This is a genomic window from Streptosporangiales bacterium, assembly GCA_009379825.1.
In the GTDB taxonomy this organism is placed as follows: domain Bacteria; phylum Actinomycetota; class Actinomycetes; order Streptosporangiales; family WHST01; genus WHST01.
The window spans coordinates 1-20343 of record WHTA01000021.1 but is presented as its reverse complement, the minus strand read 5'-3'; the positions used below and the strand labels follow the sequence as shown (position 1 = coordinate 20343).

The 20343-nt window shown below is 71.0% G+C and carries 14 protein-coding genes and 2 pseudogenes; 8 read left to right on the top strand and 8 right to left on the bottom strand.

The window, feature by feature from the left end:
* The first annotated feature begins 70 nt into the window (after positions 1 to 70).
* The 3 genes and pseudogenes from GEV07_12945 (at position 71) to GEV07_12935 (ending at position 3016) form a co-directional block, all read left to right on the top strand.
* On the top strand, positions 71 to 892 hold the full coding sequence (locus tag GEV07_12945) for a hypothetical protein (protein ID MQA03578.1): 822 nt from the start codon (positions 71 to 73) through the stop codon (positions 890 to 892).
* Between the two features lie 17 nt (positions 893 to 909).
* Positions 910 to 1734, top strand: coding sequence for a hypothetical protein (locus GEV07_12940; protein MQA03577.1), 825 nt, complete (start codon positions 910 to 912; stop codon positions 1732 to 1734).
* Between the two features lie 443 nt (positions 1735 to 2177).
* Positions 2178 to 3016: pseudogene (locus GEV07_12935) on the top strand (hypothetical protein).
* Here the strand turns inward: GEV07_12935 and GEV07_12930 are convergent.
* Together GEV07_12930 and aceA are read right to left on the bottom strand one after the other, a co-directional pair.
* Entirely contained in the window at positions 2959 to 4623 is a 1665-nt protein-coding gene (locus GEV07_12930) for a malate synthase A (protein MQA03576.1), read from the bottom strand. The pseudogene GEV07_12935 and the gene GEV07_12930 overlap by 58 nt on opposite strands.
* Before the next feature lie 175 nt (positions 4624 to 4798).
* Entirely contained in the window at positions 4799 to 6112 is a 1314-nt protein-coding gene (aceA, locus tag GEV07_12925) for an isocitrate lyase (GenBank protein ID MQA03575.1), read from the bottom strand.
* A gap of 115 nt (positions 6113 to 6227) precedes the next feature.
* Between aceA and GEV07_12920 the strand changes: the two genes are divergently transcribed.
* Positions 6228 to 7685 (top strand): helix-turn-helix domain-containing protein, encoded by a 1458-nt coding sequence (locus GEV07_12920; GenBank protein ID MQA03574.1) that lies wholly within the window; start codon positions 6228 to 6230, stop codon positions 7683 to 7685.
* A gap of 42 nt (positions 7686 to 7727) precedes the next feature.
* Positions 7728 to 10292, top strand: coding sequence for an FHA domain-containing protein (locus GEV07_12915; GenBank protein MQA03573.1), 2565 nt, complete (start codon positions 7728 to 7730; stop codon positions 10290 to 10292).
* Between the two features lies 1 nt (position 10293).
* Here the strand turns inward: GEV07_12915 and GEV07_12910 are convergent, their stop codons facing one another.
* The gene (locus GEV07_12910; GenBank protein ID MQA03572.1) at positions 10294 to 11133 is read right to left on the bottom strand and encodes a hypothetical protein; all 840 of its coding nucleotides are present in this window, start codon (positions 11131 to 11133) and stop codon (positions 10294 to 10296) included.
* A complete protein-coding gene (locus tag GEV07_12905) occupies positions 11133 to 11885 on the bottom strand; it encodes a demethylmenaquinone methyltransferase (GenBank protein MQA03571.1) in 753 nt (250 codons plus the stop codon). The genes GEV07_12910 and GEV07_12905 overlap by 1 nt, the downstream gene beginning before the upstream one ends.
* Positions 11886 to 11928: 43 nt before the next feature.
* Here GEV07_12905 and GEV07_12900 point away from each other — a divergent pair.
* Together GEV07_12900 and GEV07_12895 are read left to right on the top strand one after the other, a co-directional pair.
* Positions 11929 to 14030, top strand: a pseudogene (locus tag GEV07_12900) (TRAP transporter fused permease subunit).
* Positions 14027 to 15025, top strand: coding sequence for a TAXI family TRAP transporter solute-binding subunit (locus GEV07_12895; GenBank protein MQA03570.1), 999 nt, complete (start codon positions 14027 to 14029; stop codon positions 15023 to 15025). The pseudogene GEV07_12900 and the gene GEV07_12895 overlap by 4 nt, the downstream one beginning before the upstream one ends.
* 16 nt (positions 15026 to 15041) lie before the next feature.
* On the opposite strand, the gene GEV07_12890 is transcribed toward GEV07_12895, so the two are convergent.
* The 4 genes from GEV07_12890 to GEV07_12875 all read right to left on the bottom strand — a co-directional run bounded on the left by GEV07_12890 (position 15042) and on the right by GEV07_12875 (position 18922).
* Positions 15042 to 15737, bottom strand: a complete 696-nt coding sequence (locus tag GEV07_12890; protein ID MQA03569.1) for a hypothetical protein — start codon at positions 15735 to 15737, stop codon at positions 15042 to 15044.
* Entirely contained in the window at positions 15734 to 16240 is a 507-nt protein-coding gene (locus GEV07_12885) for a methylated-DNA--[protein]-cysteine S-methyltransferase (protein MQA03568.1), read from the bottom strand. Before GEV07_12885 ends, GEV07_12890 begins: the two co-directional genes overlap by 4 nt.
* A gap of 11 nt (positions 16241 to 16251) precedes the next feature.
* Complete coding sequence (gene menD / locus GEV07_12880) at positions 16252 to 17937, bottom strand: 2-succinyl-5-enolpyruvyl-6-hydroxy-3-cyclohexene-1-carboxylic-acid synthase (protein MQA03567.1); 1686 nt, start codon at positions 17935 to 17937, stop codon at positions 16252 to 16254.
* Between the two features lie 61 nt (positions 17938 to 17998).
* Complete coding sequence (locus tag GEV07_12875) at positions 17999 to 18922, bottom strand: o-succinylbenzoate synthase (protein ID MQA03566.1); 924 nt, start codon at positions 18920 to 18922, stop codon at positions 17999 to 18001.
* 78 nt (positions 18923 to 19000) lie between these two features.
* Between GEV07_12875 and GEV07_12870 the strand changes: the two genes are divergently transcribed.
* Positions 19001 to 20194 carry an AMP-binding protein gene (locus GEV07_12870; GenBank protein MQA03565.1) on the top strand — a complete coding sequence of 398 codons (1194 nt, stop codon included), beginning with the start codon at positions 19001 to 19003 and terminating at the stop codon, positions 20192 to 20194.
* Positions 20195 to 20343 lie beyond the last annotated feature (149 nt).

Below are 20343 nucleotides of genomic sequence, written 5' to 3'. Positions count from 1 at the left end.
TTCACCCGCCGGCCGCCGCCCGGATATCCTCACCCCACCCGAGCCAGCGAGCGAATCGAGAGCGCGTCCCATGCCTCCCGCGGACAAACCACTCCCCGCCGAGATCGACACGACCAAGCCGAGCCTCGCGCGCGTCTACGACGCGATGCTCGGCGGCAAGGACAATTTCGACGTCGACCGCGACCTGTACGAGAAGATGTCGGAGCTGGTGCCAGAGACGCGCCAGATCGCCTGGGACAACCGGGCGTTGCTTAACCGGGTCGTCAGGTGGCTGTCGAACACCCCGGGGATCGACCAGTTCATCGACGTCGGCTCCGGACTGCCTACCGCAGAGAACACGCACGAGGTAGCGCTGCGCGCCAACCCGGACGCAACCGTCGTCTACGTCGACAACGACCCTTCGGTGTGTGCACACGGGCGTGCGCTGCTCGAGGACAGCGACCACACCTACTTCACCGCCGCTGATCTCACCGACCCCGACGCCATCTTCGGCAGTGACGTGGTCACGGCGCACATCGACCTGGACCGACCGATAGCGGTGCTGCACTTCCTCACCCTGCACCACATCGCCGACCACGCGGAGGTGGAACGCGTGGTGCAGCGGTACGTCGAGCTGATGCCCGCGGGCTCGTACCTCGCCCTGACACACTTCCAACAAGCGGACGGGAGCACAGAGGAGGGCCGGCGGTTCCTCGAAGCCGCGAGCCGGTACCGCGCGTCGTCGCCGGGATTCACCGCTCGTACGAAGGAACAGCTGGAGAGCATGATGCGCGGCCTGGAGCTCGTCGAACCCGGCCTGGTACCGGTGGTCGACTGGTGGCCGGACGGGCCGGCAACCGCACCCCGCTCGTTCGCGGACTTCCTCATCGGCGGTGTAGGCCGCAAACCCTGAAGGGCGTGTCCCGCGTCATGGCTGAACACGAGTGGCAGCCGCCCACCGGAGTCGACACCAGCAGTCCCAACCTCGCGCGCGTGTACGACTCGCTGCTCGGCGGCAAGGACAACTTCGAGGTCGACCGTGAGCTGCACCGGCAGCTCGAACAGCTGGTGCCGGAGATCGGCGACGTCGCGCGCGAGAACCGGAAGTGGCTCGGCCGCGCCGTGCGCTGGCTCGTACGAGTGGCCGGCGTCGACCAGTTCCTCGACCTCGGCTCCGGCCTGCCCACCACGCAGAACACACACGAGATCGCGCAGGCCGTCGACCCGGACAGCATCGTCGTCTACGTCGACAACGACCCGACGGTCATCGCGCACGGCCGGGTGCTGCTCGACGACAACGACCGGTCGTTCTTCTGCCCCGGCGACCTCGCCGACCCTGCGGCGGTGTTCGACCACCCGGTGGTCAAGGAGCACCTCGACCTGGACCGACCGATCGGACTGCTGCACGGCCTCACCCTGCACCACATCGCCGAGCTGGAACGCGCGCAACAGGTGATGGTCGGGTACGTCGAGCGGCTGCCGGTCGGCTCGTACGTGGCGATGAGCAACATCGGCCGACCGGCAGAAGACTCACCGGAAGCCGGCCGGGTGTTCGAAGGGGTGGAGCGGCTGCGCGAGATCGCCGGCGGCTTCACCCTGCGCAGCCACGACGAGCTCGCCACCCTGCTGCCCGGCCTTGAACCCGTCGAGCCCGGCCTGGCCGTCGCCAGCGACTGGTGGCCGGAGGGCCCGCGCCCGGACCGGCTGCCCTACGCACTCACCCTGTTGGTCGCCGGCGTAGCACGCAAGGCCTAGCCTCGATCCTGCACGCGCGGTCGGCACGCTCGGGCCACTTCGAGCAGATCGACATTCTGCCAGTAATAGTGGGGCGAAGGAGTTCGGGATAAACGTGTTGTTCGCGCTGGCCGGTGCCGCCGCCATCACCTACGGGGTCCTGGGACTCAACAACGACACCGTGAAGTGCGGCGGCGATGTGCTGAGCCCGGCGATACATGTATGACCTGGGCGGGCGACAGCTCGACGCACAGGACGTACGCCGAACAGGCCGCGCACAACGACTACCAGGATCGCCTGGTAATAGGCGGTGGGGTCCTAGGCATCGTGGTCGGCGCGGCGGGAGGCGCCTTTCAAGTCCGTAAAGTACGGCGCCGAGGGATCGCAACACGGTCTGAGCACCCCTGACGGCGTACGCGGGTATCCTCGCCGGCAACACCGAAGTTGCACGACGGACGGGGGCCATGCCTGCTGGTTCGCTGCCACCGCAGACCGACACGACCAAACCGAGCATCGCGCGCGTCTACGACGCGTTCCTCGGCGGTAAGGACAACTTCGAGGTCGACCGCGAGGTGTGCGCCAAGCTCGTCGAGTTCAACCCGGACGCGCCCTACCTCGCCCGCGACAACCGCCGGTGGGTGCGGCGAGTGGTGCGCTGGTTGGCCCGCGACGTCGGCGTGGACCAGTTCCTCGACCTCGGCTCCGGCCTGCCCACCGTGGAGAACACGCACGAGGTCGCACAGCGCATCAACCCGGACGCCATCGTCGGCTACGTCGACAACGACCCGACGGTGATCGCGCACGGCCGGGCGCTGCTCGAGGACAACGAGAACACCGTCTTCTGCGGCGGCGACCTCACCCAGCCGGCGCAGCTGCTCGACGACCCACCGTCGCGAACCACCTGGAGTTCGACCGCCCGATCGCCGTGCTGCACTGCCTCACCCTGCACCACATCCCCGACCAGCAGCAGGCGGAGCGGATCGTCGCCGGCCACGTCGACCGGCTGGCAAGCGGCTCGTTCGTCGCCCGCACGCACAACCGGCTGCCGGAGCCGGACGACGAGCGGCGACCCAGGTTCATGGAGTTCGTGGCGGAGTACCGCGAGGCAGCCCCGGCTACACCCCGCGGCCGCAGAAGGACATCCCCCGCCGCGCGACCTGGCCGAGTTCGTCTGCGGCGCGGTGGCGAGGAAACCCTGAACGCACCCGTCGCCCACGGGGATGCAGGGCGACGGGCACGGACCAGCTACGGGAGCGTCGCGAAGGCGCGGCGGGCTTGGGTGTCGACGAGGTACCTGGCGTAGCCGGGGATGGTGAGGAAGGTCGGGTACTCCTCGCTCAGGGCGACCTCCTCGAACAGCTTGCGCGCGTCCGCGAACCGGTTGGCCGGGCCGGAAGCGTCCGTGCGGGTGCGCTCCTCGTCGTCCAGGATCTGCCGCACGAGTTCCGCGGTCACCTGACGGCCGTCGTCGAGCCGGGTGCCGTGGTTGATCCACTGCCACACCTGCGACCTGGAGATCTCCGCGGTCGCGGCGTCCTCCATCAGGTTGTTGATCGCGGCCGCACCGTTGCCCCGTAGCCAGGACTCGATGTACGCCAGCCCGATGCCGACGTTGGCGCGCAGGCCCTGCTCGGTCACCGAACCGGGCGTGGACGCGACGTCGAGCAGCTGTCGAGCGGTCACCTCGACGTCCTCGCGCAGCCGGTCGATCTGGTTCGGCAAGCCAGCGAGCACGCCGTCGAAGATCTCGCGCACCGGCGGCACCAGGTCGGGGTGCGCGACCCAGGAGCCGTCGAAGCCGTCAGCGGCCTCGCGCTCCTTGTCACCGCGCACCTGCTCGAACGCCTTCGCGTTCACCTCGGCGTCGCGCCGGCTCGGGATGAACGCCGACATGCCACCGATCGCGTGCGCAGAACGGCGATGGCAGGTGCGCACCAACAGTTCGGTGTACGCCCGCATGAACGGCACGGTCATCGTCACCGCCGAGCGGTCCGGCAGCACGTACGCGTCACCGCGGGTGCGGAAGTTCTTTATGACGCTGAAGATGTAGTCCCAGCGTCCCGCGTTCAAGCCCGCCGAGTGCTCGCGCAGCTCGTAGAGGATCTCCTCCATCTCGAACGCCGCGGTGATCGTCTCGATCAGCACGGTCGCACGGATGGTGCCGCGCGGGAGGCCGAGCAGCTGCTGCGCCAGCACGAACACGTCATTCCACAGCCTGGCTTCCTCGTGGCTCTCCAGCTTCGGCAGGTAGAAGTACGGGCCGAGCCCGCGGTCGAGCTGCCGCTGCGCGCAGTGGAAGAAGTACAGCCCGAAGTCCACCAGGCTGGCGGAGATCGGCTCGCCACCGATCAGCAGGTGCTTCTCGCTGAGGTGCCAACCACGCGGCCGCACCACGATGGTGGGCATGTCGTCGCCGAGCCGGTACTCCTTGCCCTCAGGCGTGACGAAGTCGATGGTCCGGTCGAGCGCGTCCTTCAGGTTCAGCTGACCCTCGACCATGTTCGACCAGGTCGGGCTGTTCGCGTCCTCGAAGTCGGCCAGCCACACCTTTGCGCCGGAGTTCAGCGCGTTCACGGTCATCTTCTTCTCGGTCGGCCCGGTGATCTCCACCCGGCGGTCGACCAGGCCGGGAGCCGGCGGGGCCACCCGCCAGGTCATGTCCTCCCTGATCCGCCTGGTGTCCTCGCGGAAGTCGAGGTCCACCCCGGACGCGATCCGCCTCCTGCGCTCGGCGCGTGCCGTGAGCAGCTCGTGCCTGCGCTCCGCGAACGCGCCGTGCAACCGGGCGACGAAGTCCAGCGCCGCCGGCGTGAGGATCTCGCCGAACCGCTCACCACTCGGCCCGACCACGTCGATCGTCCCGCTGCCCGGCGCAAGCCCGCGCCGGGTACGAGAGCGATTCGCCAGCATCGTGCTCATGCGCGACCGCCTCCATCACAACGGTCGGTCGACATGCTGTGTCGCGCACGCGACCGACTGCGCCATCCCGAACCTCCGGCAGGTGCCGCGGCGATGTCAGCTGCGGTACTCACCGCACCGCGACCCCTACCTCCGGCTCGCTCGTCGAGCTCCTTCGCTGGCGTGCTCATTGGAACTGCTCCTCTTCGGTCGAGCCGACGAGGGCCAGGGTGCCGGCGTCCGGGTTGATGGCGGTGCTCACCTGGTCGAAGTAGCCGGTGCCCACCTCGCGCTGGTGCTTCACGGCCGTGTACCCGTCGTCGACGGCGGCGAACTCGGCGTTCTGCAGCCGGACGTACGCGGGCATGCCCTCGTCCGCGTAGCCGCGCGCGAGCTCGTACATCGAGTGGTTGAGCGCGTGGAAGCCGGCCAGGGTTATGAACTGGAACCTGTACCCCATCGCGCCCAGCTCGCGCTGGAACTTGGCGATGGTGTCCTCGTCGATGTGTGCGCTCCAGTTGAACGACGGCGAGCAGTTGTACGCCAGCATCTTCTCCGGGTACTTCTCGTGCACGGCGTCGGCGACCTTGCGGGCGAACTCCAGGTCCGGCGTGCCGGTCTCCACCCAGAGCATGTCGCAGTACGGCGCGTACGCGAGGCAGCGGGCAATGACCGGCTCGATGCCGCCCTGCACGCGGTGGAAGCCCTCGCTGGTGCGCTCGCCGGTGAGGAACGGCCGGTCGCGCTCGTCCACGTCGCTCGTGATCAGGTTCGCCGCGAGCGAGTCGGTGCGGGCGACCACCAGGCTGGGCACGCCGCTGACGTCCGCCGCCAGCCGGGCCGCGTTCAGCGTCCGGATGTGCTGCGCCGTTGGCACCAGCACCTTGCCGCCCATGTGGCCGCACTTCTTCTCCGAGGCCAGCTGGTCCTCGAAGTGCACACCGGCCGCGCCGGCGGCGATCATGCCGCGCATCAGCTCGAACGCGTTGAGCGGGCCACCGAAGCCGGCCTCCGCGTCCGCGACGATCGGCGCGAGCCACTCGGTGTCGCCGGCCGGGTTCTCGACGAAGTCGACCTGGTCGGCGCGCATCAGCGCGTTGTTGATCCGGCGCACGACGGCCGGCACGGAGTTCGCCGGGTACAGGCTCTGGTCCGGGTAGGTCTGGCCGCCGAGGTTCGCGTCCGCCGCGACCTGCCAGCCGGAGAGGTAGATCGCCTTCAGCCCGGCACGCACCATCTGCACGGCCTGGTTGCCGGTCAGCGCGCCGAGCGCGTGCACGTAGTCCTCGGTGTGCAGCAGCTCCCACAGCCGGTCGGCGCCGCGGCGGGCGAGGGTGCACTCCTCGACCACCCGGCCGCGCAGCCGCACGACGTCCTCGGCCGAGTACGTGCGCTCTACGCCGTGCCACCGCGGGTCGGCGTCCCAGGAACGGGCCAGCCGCTGTGCGGCCTGCTCGAGGTGGGTGCGGTTCGACGTGCCGTTCTCGGTCGGTGCGGTCATCGGATACTCCCCGAAGTCGTCAGTAGAGGGATATCTATGACTCTCGCCGCAATCCTTGGCCGCCTTCAACAGAATCTGGATGAAAAAAATGCACTTCTTTCGATAGAGTGAAGCCATGACCGACCCGTCGACGGTGGACGTCCTCACCTTGGGCCAGCGGCTGCGGCACGCCCGCCAGCGCAGGGGCTGGACGCTCGCCGAACTCAGCAGAGCCACCGGGCGCACTTCGTCCCAGCTGTCCCAGGTGGAGAACGGCAAACGCGAGCCGCGGCTGTCGATGCTGCAGCAGCTCGCCGACGCGCTCGAGGTGCCGATGAGCGACCTGCTCGGCACCAACCCGCCGAGCCGCCGCGCGGCGCTGGAGATCAGCGTGGAGCGTGCGCAGCGGGGGCCGCTCTACTCGGCACTCGGGCTGCCGAAGGTCAAGATCAGCAAGCGCACACCCACCGAGGTGCTCGAGGCGCTCGCCGGGCTGCAGGCCGAGCTCGACCGCAGGATCAACGAGCAGGCCGCAACCCCGGAGGAGGCGCGGCGGGCGAACACCGAGCTGCGCGACCAGATGCGGGCGAGGAACAACTACTACGAGCAGATCGAGCAGGCCGCCGCCGGCATCCTCGACACCGTCGGGTACTCCGGCGGGCCGTTGTCGCACCACGTGATCTCCGACATCGCCGGCCACCTCGGCTTCACTCTGCACCACGTGCGCGACCTGCCGCACTCCACCAGGTCCGTCATCGACCTGAAGAACCACCGGATCTACCTGCCGCAGACACACACCGCGGGCGGCCACGACCCGCGCGGTGTGGTGCTGCAGGCGCTGGGTTCCGTGGTGCTCAAGCACAGCGACCCGGACAGCTTCGCCGACTTCCTCAGGCAGCGCGTCGAGACCAACTACCTCGCCGCGGCACTGCTGGTGCCGGAACGGCAGGCGGTGGACTTCCTGCGGCGGGCCAAGCAGGACCGCAACCTCGCCGTGCAGGACTTGCGCGACGTCTTCGCCGTGTCGTACGAGACGGCGGCACACCGCTTCACCAACCTCGCTACCCACCACCTCGGCATCCCCGTGCACTTCATGCGGGTGCACGAGAACGGCACGCTCTACAAGGCGTACGAGAACGACGGCGTCGACTTCCCCACCGACCCGACGGGCGCGGTGGAGGGCCAGCTGGCGTGCCGGAAGTGGGCGTCGCGGGTGGCGTTCGGCGTGCAGGACAAGTTCGCGCCGTACTACCAGTACACCGACAACCCGCGCGGCACGTACTGGTGCAGTGCACGCACCGAGCCCGCGGCTGAGGGCGAGTTCTCCATCACCGTGGGCGTGCCGTACGTGCACTCGAAGTGGTTCCGCGGCCGCGACACCACGCACCGCACGAAGTCGTGGTGCCCGGAGGAGAGCTGCTGCCGCGCCGCACCGCGGCAGCTGGCCGACCAGTGGGCCGGCTTCGCCTGGCCGAGCGCCCGCGCGCACTCACACCTGCTGGCCGCGCTGCCGCCCGGCACGTTCCCCGGCGTCGACGACACCGAGGTCTACGCGTTCCTCGACCGGCACTCCCCGGACGGCGACGACACCTGACCGGGGCTGCGGCGGGCCCGGGCGCTGGTAGCGTTCCTGGGCGTGTCGGCGAATCCGAACGAACCCACGCGGCCGCGGTCGCTGGCCGTCATCGTGGACGGCAACACCATGCAGTTCGAGCCCGGCCAGGCGGTGGTCGTCGGCCGCACCCAGGACTCCGCGCTCTTCCTCGACGACCCGCGGGTCTCCCGCCAGCACGCCAGGATCCAGTACGAGGAGGGCGGCTGGATCCTGCGCGACCTGGGCAGCCGCAACGGCACCTTCGTCGGGCCGACCCGGGTCGTACGGCTGAGCATCGCCGAGCCCTGCGCCGTACGGTTCGGCAACCCGACCACAGGGCCGCTGGCCATCCTGCAGCCGGTCGGCGACGGTTCGACGGTCACCGGGTACCGGCCGCCACAGCCGACCACGGCACAGCTGCAGGAGCGCGAACCCGACGTCGTACACCCGATCGGCCCGCGGGTACGGCTCGGCCGGGACGGCGACAACGACATCGTGCTCGGCGACCTGCTCGTCTCCGGCCATCACGCGGAGGTCCGCCGCAGCGGGCAGGGCTTCGAGATCATCGACCTGAACAGTCGCAACGGCACGTACCTCAACGGTCAGCGCGTCACGCAGGCGCCGTTCACGCCTGGCGACCTCGTGTCGGTCGGCCACCACCAGTTCGTACTGCAGGAGGAGCAGCTGCGGCAGTACGTGGACTCCGGGCGGGTCTCGCTGTCCGCCGACGACCTCAGCGTCACCGTGGAGGGCGGCACGGTGATCCTGGACCGGGTCGGGTTCACCCTCGACGAGTGCAGCCTGCTCGCCGTCGTCGGGCCGTCAGGCGCCGGCAAGTCGACCATGCTGAACGCCCTCACCGGCGCGAAGCCCGCGCAGGCCGGCCGGGTGGTGTACGAGGGCCGCGACCTCTACGACAACTACGAGGACCTGCGCCACCGGATCGGCCTGGTACCGCAGGACGACATCCTGCACCGGCAGCTCACCGTCAAGAAGGCACTGGAGTACGCGGCCGCGCTGCGTTTCCCCGACGACGTGAAGAGGCGCGAACGCGACGTGCGGATCGCGGAGACCTGTGCGTCGCTCGGCCTCACCGAGCACTTCCACAAACGGATCGACAAGCTCTCCGGCGGGCAGCGCAAGCGCGTCTCCGTCGCGCTCGAGCTGCTCACCCAGCCGTCGCTGCTGTTCCTGGACGAGCCGACGTCCGGTCTCGACCCCGGCCTGGACAAGCAGGTGATGACCGAGCTGCGCAGGCTCGCCGACGACGGCCGCACGGTCATCGTCGTCACGCACAGCGTGCTCAGCCTCGACCTGTGCGACCGGGTGCTGCTGCTCGCGCCAGGCGGCAAGACCGCGTACTTCGGCCCGCCGGGCGAACCGCTGCTCGAACACTTCGGCGTCACCGACTACGCGTCGGTCTTCCAGATGGTCACCGACGACCCGGAGCACTGGCAGCACGCGTACCGCCGTTCCCCGCACTACCGGCAGTACGGTGGCGCGCCGCAGACCCACAACGCGTTCGAGCGCGCGACCAGCTCGGTCGGCCCGGCGGCGGCACGGCGGCAGCAGAACGTCTTCCGCCAGTTCGGCATCCTCTGCCGGCGGATGGTCTCCGTGCTGACGGCCGACAAGCCGTACGCGGCCTTCATGTTCGGGCTGCCGCTCGCACTTGCGTTGCTCGCCCACGCCGTGCCCGGCGACAACGGTCTCGCGCAACCGCCTGGCATACCTGGCCGCACGATCGAGGCACAGCAGCTGCTCGTCGTGCTCATCGTCGGCGCGGCGTTCATGGGCACGGCCGTCGCCATCAGGGAGCTGGTCGGCGAGGTCGCCATCTACCGGCGGGAACGATCCGTCGGCCTGTCACCGACGGCGTACCTGTTCAGCAAGCTGTTCGTGTTCGGCGTCGTCAACGTCGTGCAGGCGATCATGCTCGTGCTGCTCGGCATCGCCGGTCGCGACTTCCCGAAGGGCCCGGTGCTGCTGCCGTACGGCTGGTGGGAGGTCACCGCCGCGATCGCGCTGCTGGCCATCGCGTCGACGGTGCTCGGGTTGCTGATATCCGCGCGCGTGACGAGCAACGAGCAGACGATGCCGGTGCTGGTGCTCGTCATCATGGGCCAACTGGTGTTCTGCGGCGGCCTGTTCAAGATCGTCGACCGCGCCGGCCTCGAACAGCTCGCGTGGCTGATGCCCGGCCGATGGGCGTACGCCGCCGCAGCCGTCACCGTAGACCTGCGCGAGAGCATGCTGGTGGAGTACAAGGACCCGCTGTGGGAGCACACAGCGGACGCCTGGCTGGTCGCCATGGGCATCCTGCTGCTGCAAACGGTGCTGCTGGTCATGGCCACCAGGCTGATGCTGCGAGTCCACGAGCCTTCGCACAAGCAACGCACCCCGGGACGCCCGCAGCGCCCCGCGAACGACGCGGCCGGCGCACCCACCGGCCAGCAGCCAGCACAGCCACCGCCACCGGGCGACGTGCCGGCGCCGGGGCTGCCGCCGGCGCACACCACGGTCGCGCGGCCGGATGGGCGTCCGGTGCCGCCACCGCCGCCGGTGCGGCCACCGCCACCACCACGGCACGGCCCGCCGCCTGGCTGAGTCAGGGCTCTCGGTCGTGCTCGCGGCTGGGGTCGTGGTCGCGGGGGCGCGGGCGGCGGTCCCTGCTCAACCGGTTGCTGCGCCTGCTCCGCTCGATCCGTGCGCGGGGGAAGTGCACCTGCTGGTCGTCCGCGGTACGGAAGTGGCTCTCCAGGCCAAGCCTGCGGTCGCGCTCCTGCTGCCATGCGCGGCCGGCCCGCAGGTTGACGCCGACGCCGCGTGTGTCCGGCTGGAACAACCGGTCGATCAGCTGGTGCAGCCCGCTCGACCCGCCCGCCGCACGGTCGAACTCGTACACCGCGAGCAGCTCGGTGGTCGCGCGGACGGCGGCGCTCACGGTTCCGCTCTCCAGCGGCGGCCGGTCGAACCGCTGGTCGTGGGTGTCGCGCAGCACCGGGTGGAAGACGTTCAGCGACTGCACCGGCGCGTTCGGGTCACCGCCGTAGACGGCGTCGCCGCGCCAGGTGTGCGCCCCCGAGTAGCTGTCCTGCACCGCGTGGACGGCCGCACCCAGGTGCACCATCTCCGCGCGGCCGCCGGCCGTCGCGGCGAGCAGCTCGGCCAGCACGTACTCCTTGACCAGCCCAAGGTTGTCCGCGCCCGAGCGGCGCGGGTCGGCCAGCGCGTGGGCGCGCTGCACGCCGGGGTTCCAGGTGCCAGGGTGCAGCGTCGGACCGAGCAACGTGCGGCGGTCGAACGGCCTGTCCTGGTACGCCTGCGCGCGGTTGACCGCCTGGAAGTACCCACCCTCGGACAGCGCACCCATCCGCACGGACGGGTGCGCGCGGAACAGCTCCGCCACCGCCCGGCGGGTGATCTCGCGATGCTCCGGCTGCCGCATCAGCCGGGACGGTAACCGCGATGCAGTGCGACGGCGCCGCCGGAGAGGTTGCGCCACGCGACCCGCGACCAGCCGGCGTCCTGCAACGTACGGGCGAGCGCCGGTTGGTCGGGCCACTCCCTGATCGAGTCGACGAGGTACCGGTACGCCTCGGGGTCGCTCGACACCACGCGTCCCGCCGCCGGCAGCACCTGGCCGAGGAAGACGTCGTACGCGAGGCGGAACGGTCGCCACGTCGGGGTGCTCACCTCGCAGACCACGATCCGGCCGCCAGGCACCGTCACCCGCAGCAGCTCGGCCAGCGCCGTGTGGACGTCCACGATGTTGCGCAACCCGAACGAGATGGTCACGGCGTCGAACGTGGCGTCCGCGAACGGCAGCGCGAGCGCGTCCGCCGCGACGAACGGCAGCTCGGGGTGTCGACGCTTGCCGACCCGCAGCATGCCGAGCGAGAAGTCGCACGCGACCACCTCGGCGCCGAGTTCGGCCAGCGGCACCGTGGACGGGCCGGTGCCGGCGGCCAGGTCGAGGATTCGCTGGCCGGGACGCGGGTCGATCGCACGCACCACGGCGGGCCGCCACAGCAGGCGGTCCTGACCGAGCGACATGACCAGGTTGGTCGCGTCGTACCTGGCCGCCACCTGGTCGAACATCGCCGCGACCTCGGCCGGGCGCTTGTCGAGGCCAGCCCTCACCGAGCCCCCTCCCGTCGTGCGGGATACGAAATCATCATGAGACCAAGTCTCACGCATCTCCTGTAGCGCAGTGACGGGGCTACGCAGTAACGTCCCGCCCATGGCGACGGCGACCACCGACGGGGACAGTCAGGGCGTCAAGGAACTCGCCGAACAGCGCGACGAGGAGCGTCCGTCCAGGAGGTTGTCCGGTCGGGTCGCCGCCGGCGTCACGTTCGTGTGCTTCGCGGTGTCGCTGTTCGTGGTGTGGCAGGTCTTCTCGCCACTGCCGAACGGCAACCAGTTCTACCTGATGCTGTTCCTGGCCTTCGCGCTGCCGGTCGTCTTCGTCTGCTACCGGATGACCACCCGCCGCCGGCAGCCTGGCCAACCGACCAACGACAACCCCGGAGCGCTCGACTGGGCCCTGGCCGGTGTCGCGTTCGTCACCTGTCTCTACCCGGTACTCCCGCTGCCACTCGGTGACCTCGGCGGCGGCGGCTTCAACGCGTTCCTCAACCGGCAGGGGTCACTGACCGTCCTCGACGTGGTGATGGGCGGCCTGCTGCTCCTGCTCATCCTCGAAGCCACCCGCCGCACGACCGGCTGGATCCTGCCCGGTGTGTGCGTGGCGTTCTTCCTCTACGCGTACTACGGCGGGTACCTGCCGCAGGGCCTGCCGATCGCGCACGCAGGCATCGACATCGACCAGATCATCAACGGGCTCTACAACGACGCAAGCGGCTTCTACGGCGTACCGCTGGACGTCGCGGCCAGCTACATCGTGCTGTTCACCATCTACGGCGCGGTGCTCGACTCGACCGGTGCCGGCAAGTTCTTCATCGACTTCAGCTTCGCCGCGTTCCGCAAGTCCCGCACGGCGCCCGGCCGTACGGTCGCGACGTCGGGGTTCCTGCTCGGCACGGTGTCGGGTTCTGGCACGGCGACCGCCGTCAGCCTCGGCTCGGTCACGTGGCCGATCCTCAAGCAGGCCGGCTACCCGAGGGAGAACGCCGGCGGCATGCTCGCGGCGTCCGGCATCGGCGCGATCCTTTCACCGCCGACGCGTTCATCATCGCCGAGTACCTGCAGACGTCGTACCTGAACGTGCTCATCTGGGCGATCGTGCCCACACTGCTCTACTACCTGGGCATCCTGCTCGCGGTGGAGATCGACGCACGCAGGTTCGGCGCCGCGGCCGTCGAGATCCACGCGAAGAGCGCATGGAAGCTGCTGCTGCGGTTCGGCTACCACTTCCTGTCCCTCGGTGTCATCGTCCTGTTCCTCGCGCTCGACATCCCACCGTTCCGCGCGGTGGTGTACGCGACGCTCGTCGCGCTGACTTTCGGACTGGCCGAGCGCGTGATCAGCCGCCGCGACCCGCGCGAACCGGACTCGGAGCAACAGCCGCTCAGGGACTCGTTGCTCGGCTACGTGAAGGGCGTCTACCTCGCGTTGTCCACGGGGATCAGGTCGGCGCTCGCGGTCGTCGCGGTATGTGCGGCGGCCGGCATCATCACGTCGGTCATCACGAAGACCGGGATGGGCCAGGAGCTCAGCGACCTGCTCGTCTCGCTGGCGCAAGCCCTGGCGGCGAGCCCGACGGGAACGCTGATCATCACCGCGGTCTTCGCCGCGATCGCGGTCGGCGTGCTCGGCCTGGCGGTGCCCGTCACCGCGTCGTTCATCATCGCCTGGGTGGTCATCGGGCCGGCGCTGATGGCGCTGGACATCGCGCCACCTGAGGCGGCGATGTTCATCTTCTACTACGCAGTGCTCTCCGAGGTCTCGCCGCCGACCGCGCTCGCCGCCGTCGCGTCCGCCGCGATCACCGGCGGCCACGTCATCAAGACCATGTGGCAGACGTGGAAGTACACCCTGCCCGCGTTCCTTGTGCCGCTGGCGTTCGTGCTCACCGACAACGGCGCGCACCTGCTGTTCCGCGGCTCGTTCGTCGACGTGCTCTGGACGACGGCGGTCTCGGCGATCGCCGTGGCGGCGCTGGCCGTCGTCACCGGCGGTTGGATCGTGCAGCGCGCACACTGGCTGGAACGCCTGCTGTGCGCGCCTGCCGCCGCGTTGCTCCTGTACCTCCAACCGGTCACGATCCTCGTGGGGTTCGGATTCCTCGCCGCGGCGATCGTGATCCATCTCGTACGAACATTCCGTCACCGGACCGGCGGAGACCTCCGTCGACCACTCAACGAAGGGACGTCGTCGTGAAGAAGCGCCTCGTCAAGCTGTTGGCCCCCGCGCTGGTCGTGGGGCTGGTGGCCACCGCGTCCGGATGTGGAGGCAAGCAGGAACCGGAAGCCGTGGGTGGCGGCAAGTGCGAAGCCGGCAGCGGCTCCATCACCATCGCCACCGGCAACTCCACCGGCGTGTACTACGTCGTCGGCGGCGGCCTCGCGCAGGTCATCAGCAAGAACACCGACCTGAAGGCGACCGCGGCCGAGACGGGTGCGTCGGTGCAGAACATCGAGCAGCTCGTCGACGGCACCTACGACGTCGCGTTCTCATTGTCCGACACCGCCGCGGACGCGGTGAACGGCAACGAGTCGTTCGACCAGCCGCAGCCGGTCCGCGCGCTGACCAACCTGTACCCGAACACCACGCACGTCGTCGTGCGTGCCGACTCCGGCATCGACTCGCTCGAGGACATGAAGGGCAAGACCATCTCCACCGGTTCGCCGAAGTCCGGCACCGAGGTGATCGCGAACCGGCTACTCGAGCAGGCCGGCGTCGACCCGGCGAAGGACATCAAGGCGCAGCGGCTCGACATGGTGAAGACCGCCGACGGGATGAAGGACGGCACCATCGACGGGCTGTTCTGGTCCGGCGGCCTGCCCACCCCGCAGATCACCGACCTGTTCACCTCGCTCGGCGACAAGGTGAAGTTCATCGACGTCAGCCCGATGCTGCCGAAGATGAAGGAGATCAACGACGTCTACGAGGCGTCGACGATCAGCAAGGACGTCTACAAGACGCCCGAGGACATCAAGACGTTCGACACCCCGAACGTCCTCCTGGTGAAGGACGACTTCGCGAAGTCGAACGCCTGTGCGATCACCAAGCTGATCTTCGACAAGAAGCAGCAGCTGGTGAAGGTGCACCCGGCGTCGAAGGACATCTCGCTGGACACCGCGCGCCAGACCACACCGGTCAAGCTGCACCCGGGCGCCGAGCAGGCCCTGGACGAGCTCAAGGCGCCGAAGTAGGGAGGCGCGAGTCGCGTCAGCGGGTGGCCAGGTACAGGGCGTAGCTGAACGTCCTGCCCTCCCTGGCCACCTGCAGCGGGATCTCGTCGCAGGACGCGGCCAGGGCGGTGAGCGTGCGGTGCAGGGCCGGCGCCGGGTCGGCGGACCAGACGGCGAGCACGCCGCCCGGTCGCAGCCGGGCGAGGCAGGCGGCCAGGAACGGCTCCTCGTACACCGGCGCGTTGGCGCCGTGTACGAGGAACAGCGGGCCGTTGTCCACGTCGAGCAGCACGCAGTCCACCGACTCGGCGGGCAGCAGCGTGGGCAGCACCGCGCGCACGTCGCCGGTACGCACCCGCACCCGCGGGTCGTGCATCAGCTCGGCGCCGCCGGGCACCACACCGGACGACAGCCACTCGACCAGGTTCGGCTCCAGCTCGACCACCTCGACGGCACCCACCCGCGGCTCGTCGAGCAGTGCGCGCACCGTGTAGCCGAGGCCGAGGCCGCCGACGGCGACGGTCAAGGCGTCGCCGGCGACGCGGTCGAGGACGGCCGTCGCGAGCAGCCGCTCGGTGGCGGTGTGCACGGTGTCCATGGCGAACACGCCGTCGACGATCAGCTCGTGCACCGGCTCGCCTTCGCCGTCCGTACGAGCCCGCAGCACCACCTCACCGCCGAGCGCGCCTGGCGCACGGCGCAGCACGGTCGGCCGCTCGGTGGAGGTGCTCACGGCGCGAACTCGGTGGCGATCCTGACCCGCGCCTCCAGCTCAAGCAGCTTGCGCTTGATGTCCAGCCCGCCGCCGTAGCCCACCAGCGTGCCGTCGGCGCCGACCACCCGGTGACAGGGCACCACGATGGGCAGCGGGTTCTGCCCGTTCGCCGACCCGACCGAACGCGGGTTCGCGGAGCCGTCCACCCGCTCGGCGAGCTCCTTGTACGTCCAGGTGTAGCCGTAAGGCACTTCGAGCAGCGCCTGCCACACCCGGAGCTGGAACGGCGAGCCGCGAAACGCCAGCGGCAGGTCGAACGTGGTGCGCTCGCCGGCGAAGTACGTGCGCAGCTGCTCGCCGACCTCACGCAGCACGGGGTGCGCGGGCCGCTCGTCCACCGGCGCCGGCGACTCCTTGCCGAGGAAGTCGATCACCCGCACGCCGGACTCGTCGACCTGCACGGCGATCTTGCCGACCGGCGAGGCGAACACGGCCTCCGCCACGGCGGCGGGTCTGGACATCGAGGTGGTGGTCACGCCCCCGACTGTAGCTGGCCCAACGCGTCGCCGACGGCGGCTTGCACCCGCCTGTGGAGAACCGCGTTGTCGCCCCGGTCGGTACGTACGACCACGGCCGTGATGCCGGGCGTCGGTGCAAGCGCGGCACGCAGGTCGGCCGCCTTCGCCACCTCGGTGACAGGCACCCGGTACGCGGCGAGCACCGCGCAGAGGTCGAGCCCGTGCGGCGTGCCGAAGACCCGCTCGAAGCCCGCCACGTCCTGCTGCTCGAGCAGCGAGAAGATGCCGCCGCCGTCGTTGTCCACCACGACGAACGTGAGCGCGGGCGGCTGCTCCCCAGGCGGCACGGCGAACCCGTTCACGTCGTGCAGCAACGCGAGGTCGCCGAGCAGCGCGTACGCCTGGCCACCGCCGGCGCGCTGGTGCGCGTACGCCGCTCCCATCGCCGCGGACACGCTGCCGTCGATGCCCGCGAGCCCGCGGTTGCCGTACACGTGCACACCGGTGCGCGGCACCGCGTACGCCTCCAGGTCGCGGCCCGGCCGGCTCGAACCGGCGAACAGCAGTGCGCCGTCCGGCAGCTCGGCGAACAGCTCGCGCGCCACCCGCGGCTCGGAGAGCTCCTCGGTCTCGTCGAGCACCGTGTCGACCGCCTGCCGCGCCGCGGCGTCGGCCGCCTGCCAGGCACGCAGCCAGTGGCCGGGCTCGCGTCGTACCCCGGGCACCGGCACGGCCGGCACCACCCGGGTGGCGGTGCGGGTCGGGTCGGCGAAGCCCGGCGCGGGATCGACCACCAGGTGCTCACCGGCCGCACGCAGCCAGGCCAGCACGCTGCGGCTCAGCCCCGGCGCGCCCGCGACGACGACCAGGTCGGGACGGTGCCGCGCGGCGAACTCCTCGTCGGCAAGCAGCAGCGGGAAGGTGCCGATGGCGACGTCGGCCGTACGCGCGTCGCCGGACGGCTCGGACAGCACCGGCCACGCCAGCGCCTGCGCCAGCCGGACGGCGGCGTCCGGGTCCTGGCAGCCCTCGCCGACCAGCACCGCGCCGCGCTCGGGCGGATCGCCGAGCACGTCGACCGGCGGCAGCGCCTGGTCGACCTCGATCCACGGCCGGCCGGCCGGCCGGCCGGCGAGCGGCTCCGGCCACTCGCCGTCGTCGTCGTCCGGCACCAGCGGCTCGCGCAGCGGCATGTTGACGTGCACAGGACCGGCGTCGAGCGGCCGGGTGGCGACCGCGCAGGCGCGGGCGGCGACCGAACGCCAGTACGCGACGACGCCAGACCGGCGTTCCGGCACGCCGAGCTGGGTCGCCCAGCGGGGCGCGGAGCCGAAGACCCGCACCTGGTCTGTGGTCTGGTTGGCGCCGGTCTGCTGCAGCTCCGGCGGGCGGTCGGCGGTGAGCGCGAGCAGCGGCACCCTCGCGTGCGACGCCTCGAGCACCGCGGGGTGCACGGACGCGACCGCCGTGCCCGACGTGCAGACGACCGCCACCGGCTGTCCGGACACCTTGGCCAGGCCGAGCGCGAGGTAGCCGGCCGAGCGCTCGTCGTGCCTGACGTGCAGCCGGATCCGCTGGTCCGCGACGAGCGCGAGCGCCAGCGGCGCCGACCGGGACCCGGGGGCGAGCACCGCCTCGCGCATGCCACCACGGACGAGCTCGTCCACGAACACCTCGGCGAACGCGCTCGACGGGTTCACTGCCGCCCTTTCCGCCTCGACTGCAGCCTGACCAACGGGTCGTTCCACGGCGCCGGCCGCCCTAACCCGCACTGGCCGCCGCCACGGCGGCGAACCGCTCCTCCCAGCGTCGCACGATCGCCGCGTCCGGGCGGCACATGGTGATCCGTTGCACCGTCGGTTCGGGGCGCGACACGGGGACCACACCACGTTTCGGCGACAGTGCGTGATCGACGACATCCGACGTGAGCAACGGCACAGTGCCCAGGCCACAGGCGTACGGCAGCTCCGGCAGCGCGGCGGCCAGCGCCACCCCGGCGGCGAGCCCGACGCTCGTCTCGATCGCGCTCGACACCACGACCGGCAGCTGGATCTGCTCCGCGACCCGCAGGCAGGCCGCCACCCCGCCGATCGGCTGCACCTTAAGCACGGCGACGTCCGCGGCCTGCAACGCGGCCACCCGCAGCGGGTCGTCGGCGCGCCTGATCGACTCGTCGGCGGCGATCGGCACGTCCACCCGGCGGCGTACGGCGGCGAGCTCCTCGACGGTGCGGCACGGCTGCTCGACGTACTCCAGACCGCCGGCCGCGGCGTCCAGCTGGCCGATCATCCGCACCGCGGTGTCCACGTCCCAGCCGCCGTTGGCGTCCACCCGCACCCGGCCGCCCGCGCCGAGCGCGTCGCGCGCGGCGGCCACCCGCTCCAGGTCGTCGCCTGGCTGCTGGCCAGTCTCGGCGACCTTCACCTTGGCCGTAGTACACCCGTCGCTCGCACGTACGACGGCGGCCACCCGGTCGGCCGGCAGTGCGGGCACGGTGCAGTTCACCGGGATCTCCGTGCGTACCGGCGCCGGCCACCGGCCGTACGCGGCCTCCCTGGCGGCGGCGAGCCACGGCACACAGGTGACGTCGTCGTAGTCGAGGAACGGGGAGAACTCCGCCCAGCCGGCCGGCCCGCGGAACAGCACGCCCTCCCTGACCTCCGTACCGCGGAACCGCTCGCGCATGGGGATGGCGTACACGTGCAGCTGCGCGGGGTCGGTCACGCCAGCAGCCTAGTACCGCGGCCGGGCACACTTGCTCGGGTGAGCCCTGACCACCTCGACGTCCTGCCCTGCCCGGCCGACGCCGCGGCGCTCGACGCGCTGCTCCCCCCGCTCGGCGCCGCCCTCGACGGGCACGGCCCTCCGCTCGCGCTGGTGCCGGAGTGGCCGGCCGACGAGCTGCTCGCCGCGCTCCGCCCGGACGAACCGGTCGACGCGCCCGGCATCGCGGCGGTGGTGACCACGTCCGGCTCCAGCGGCGAGCCGAAGCCGGTGCTGCTGCCCGCGGCCGCGCTGCGCGCCTCGGCCACCGCCACGCTCGACCACCTCGGCGGCCCGGGCCAGTGGCTGCTCGCCCTGCCCGCGCAGTACGTCGCCGGGCTGCAGGTCGTGGTGCGTTCGCTGGTCGGCGGCACCACGCCGGTCGCGCTCGACACCAGCGGCGGGTTCACCGTCGACGGCTTCGTCGCGGCCACCGGCAAGCTCGACGCCGGCACCAGGCACTACACGGCGCTCGTGCCCACCCAGCTCGGCCGGCTGCTCGCCGAGCCGGCCGGCCGCGACGCGCTGCGCGGGTACCACGCCGTGCTGCTCGGCGGCTCGGCCGCGCCGGACGGGCTGCTCGACCGGGCCAGGGCCGCCGGCGTCGCGGTGACCACCACGTACGGCATGAGCGAGACCTGCGGCGGTTGCGTCTACGACGGCCAGCCGCTGGCCGGCGTGGACGTCGAGATCCGCGACGACGGCCGGGTGCTGCTCGCCGGCCCGGTGCTCGCCGCCGGCTACCGGCTGCGCCCTGACCTGACCGCCGCCGCGTTCCAGCACGTACGCGGCCGCCGGGTGCACGTGACGCCGGACCTGGGCCGGCACACGCCGGACGGCCGGCTGGAGATCCTCGGCCGCGCCGACCACGTGGCGGTCTCCGGCGGCGTGAACGTGCCGCTGGCCGCCGTCGAGCAGACGCTGGTCGGCCACCCGGCGGTCGCGGCCGCGGCCTGCGCCGCCGTCGCCGACGCGCAGTGGGGCGAGCGGGTGACCGCGGTCGTCGCGCCCGCGGCGGGCGCCCACCCCACGCTGGCCGAGCTGCGCGCCCACGTGGCCCGCACCAGCCCGCGCGCGTGGGCACCGCGCGAGCTGGTGTACGTCCCGGCCATCCCGCAGCTGAGCTCGGGGAAGACCGATCGGCTAGCGGTGCAGCAACTCTTGGCCGACGCCAGCAGGGAGCGGATGTCCTAGGTACTTCGACCTGAAAAATGGTGGGCTGGGGTGACCTGGTTCGTGTTCGGTGGGTTTCTTCGAGCGTGGTCTTCCCGGGTGGCTCTTCACGCGGCCAGTGCACCGATCTTGACCAGGTTGTGGGCGAAGATGCCGTGTCCGCACCAGGT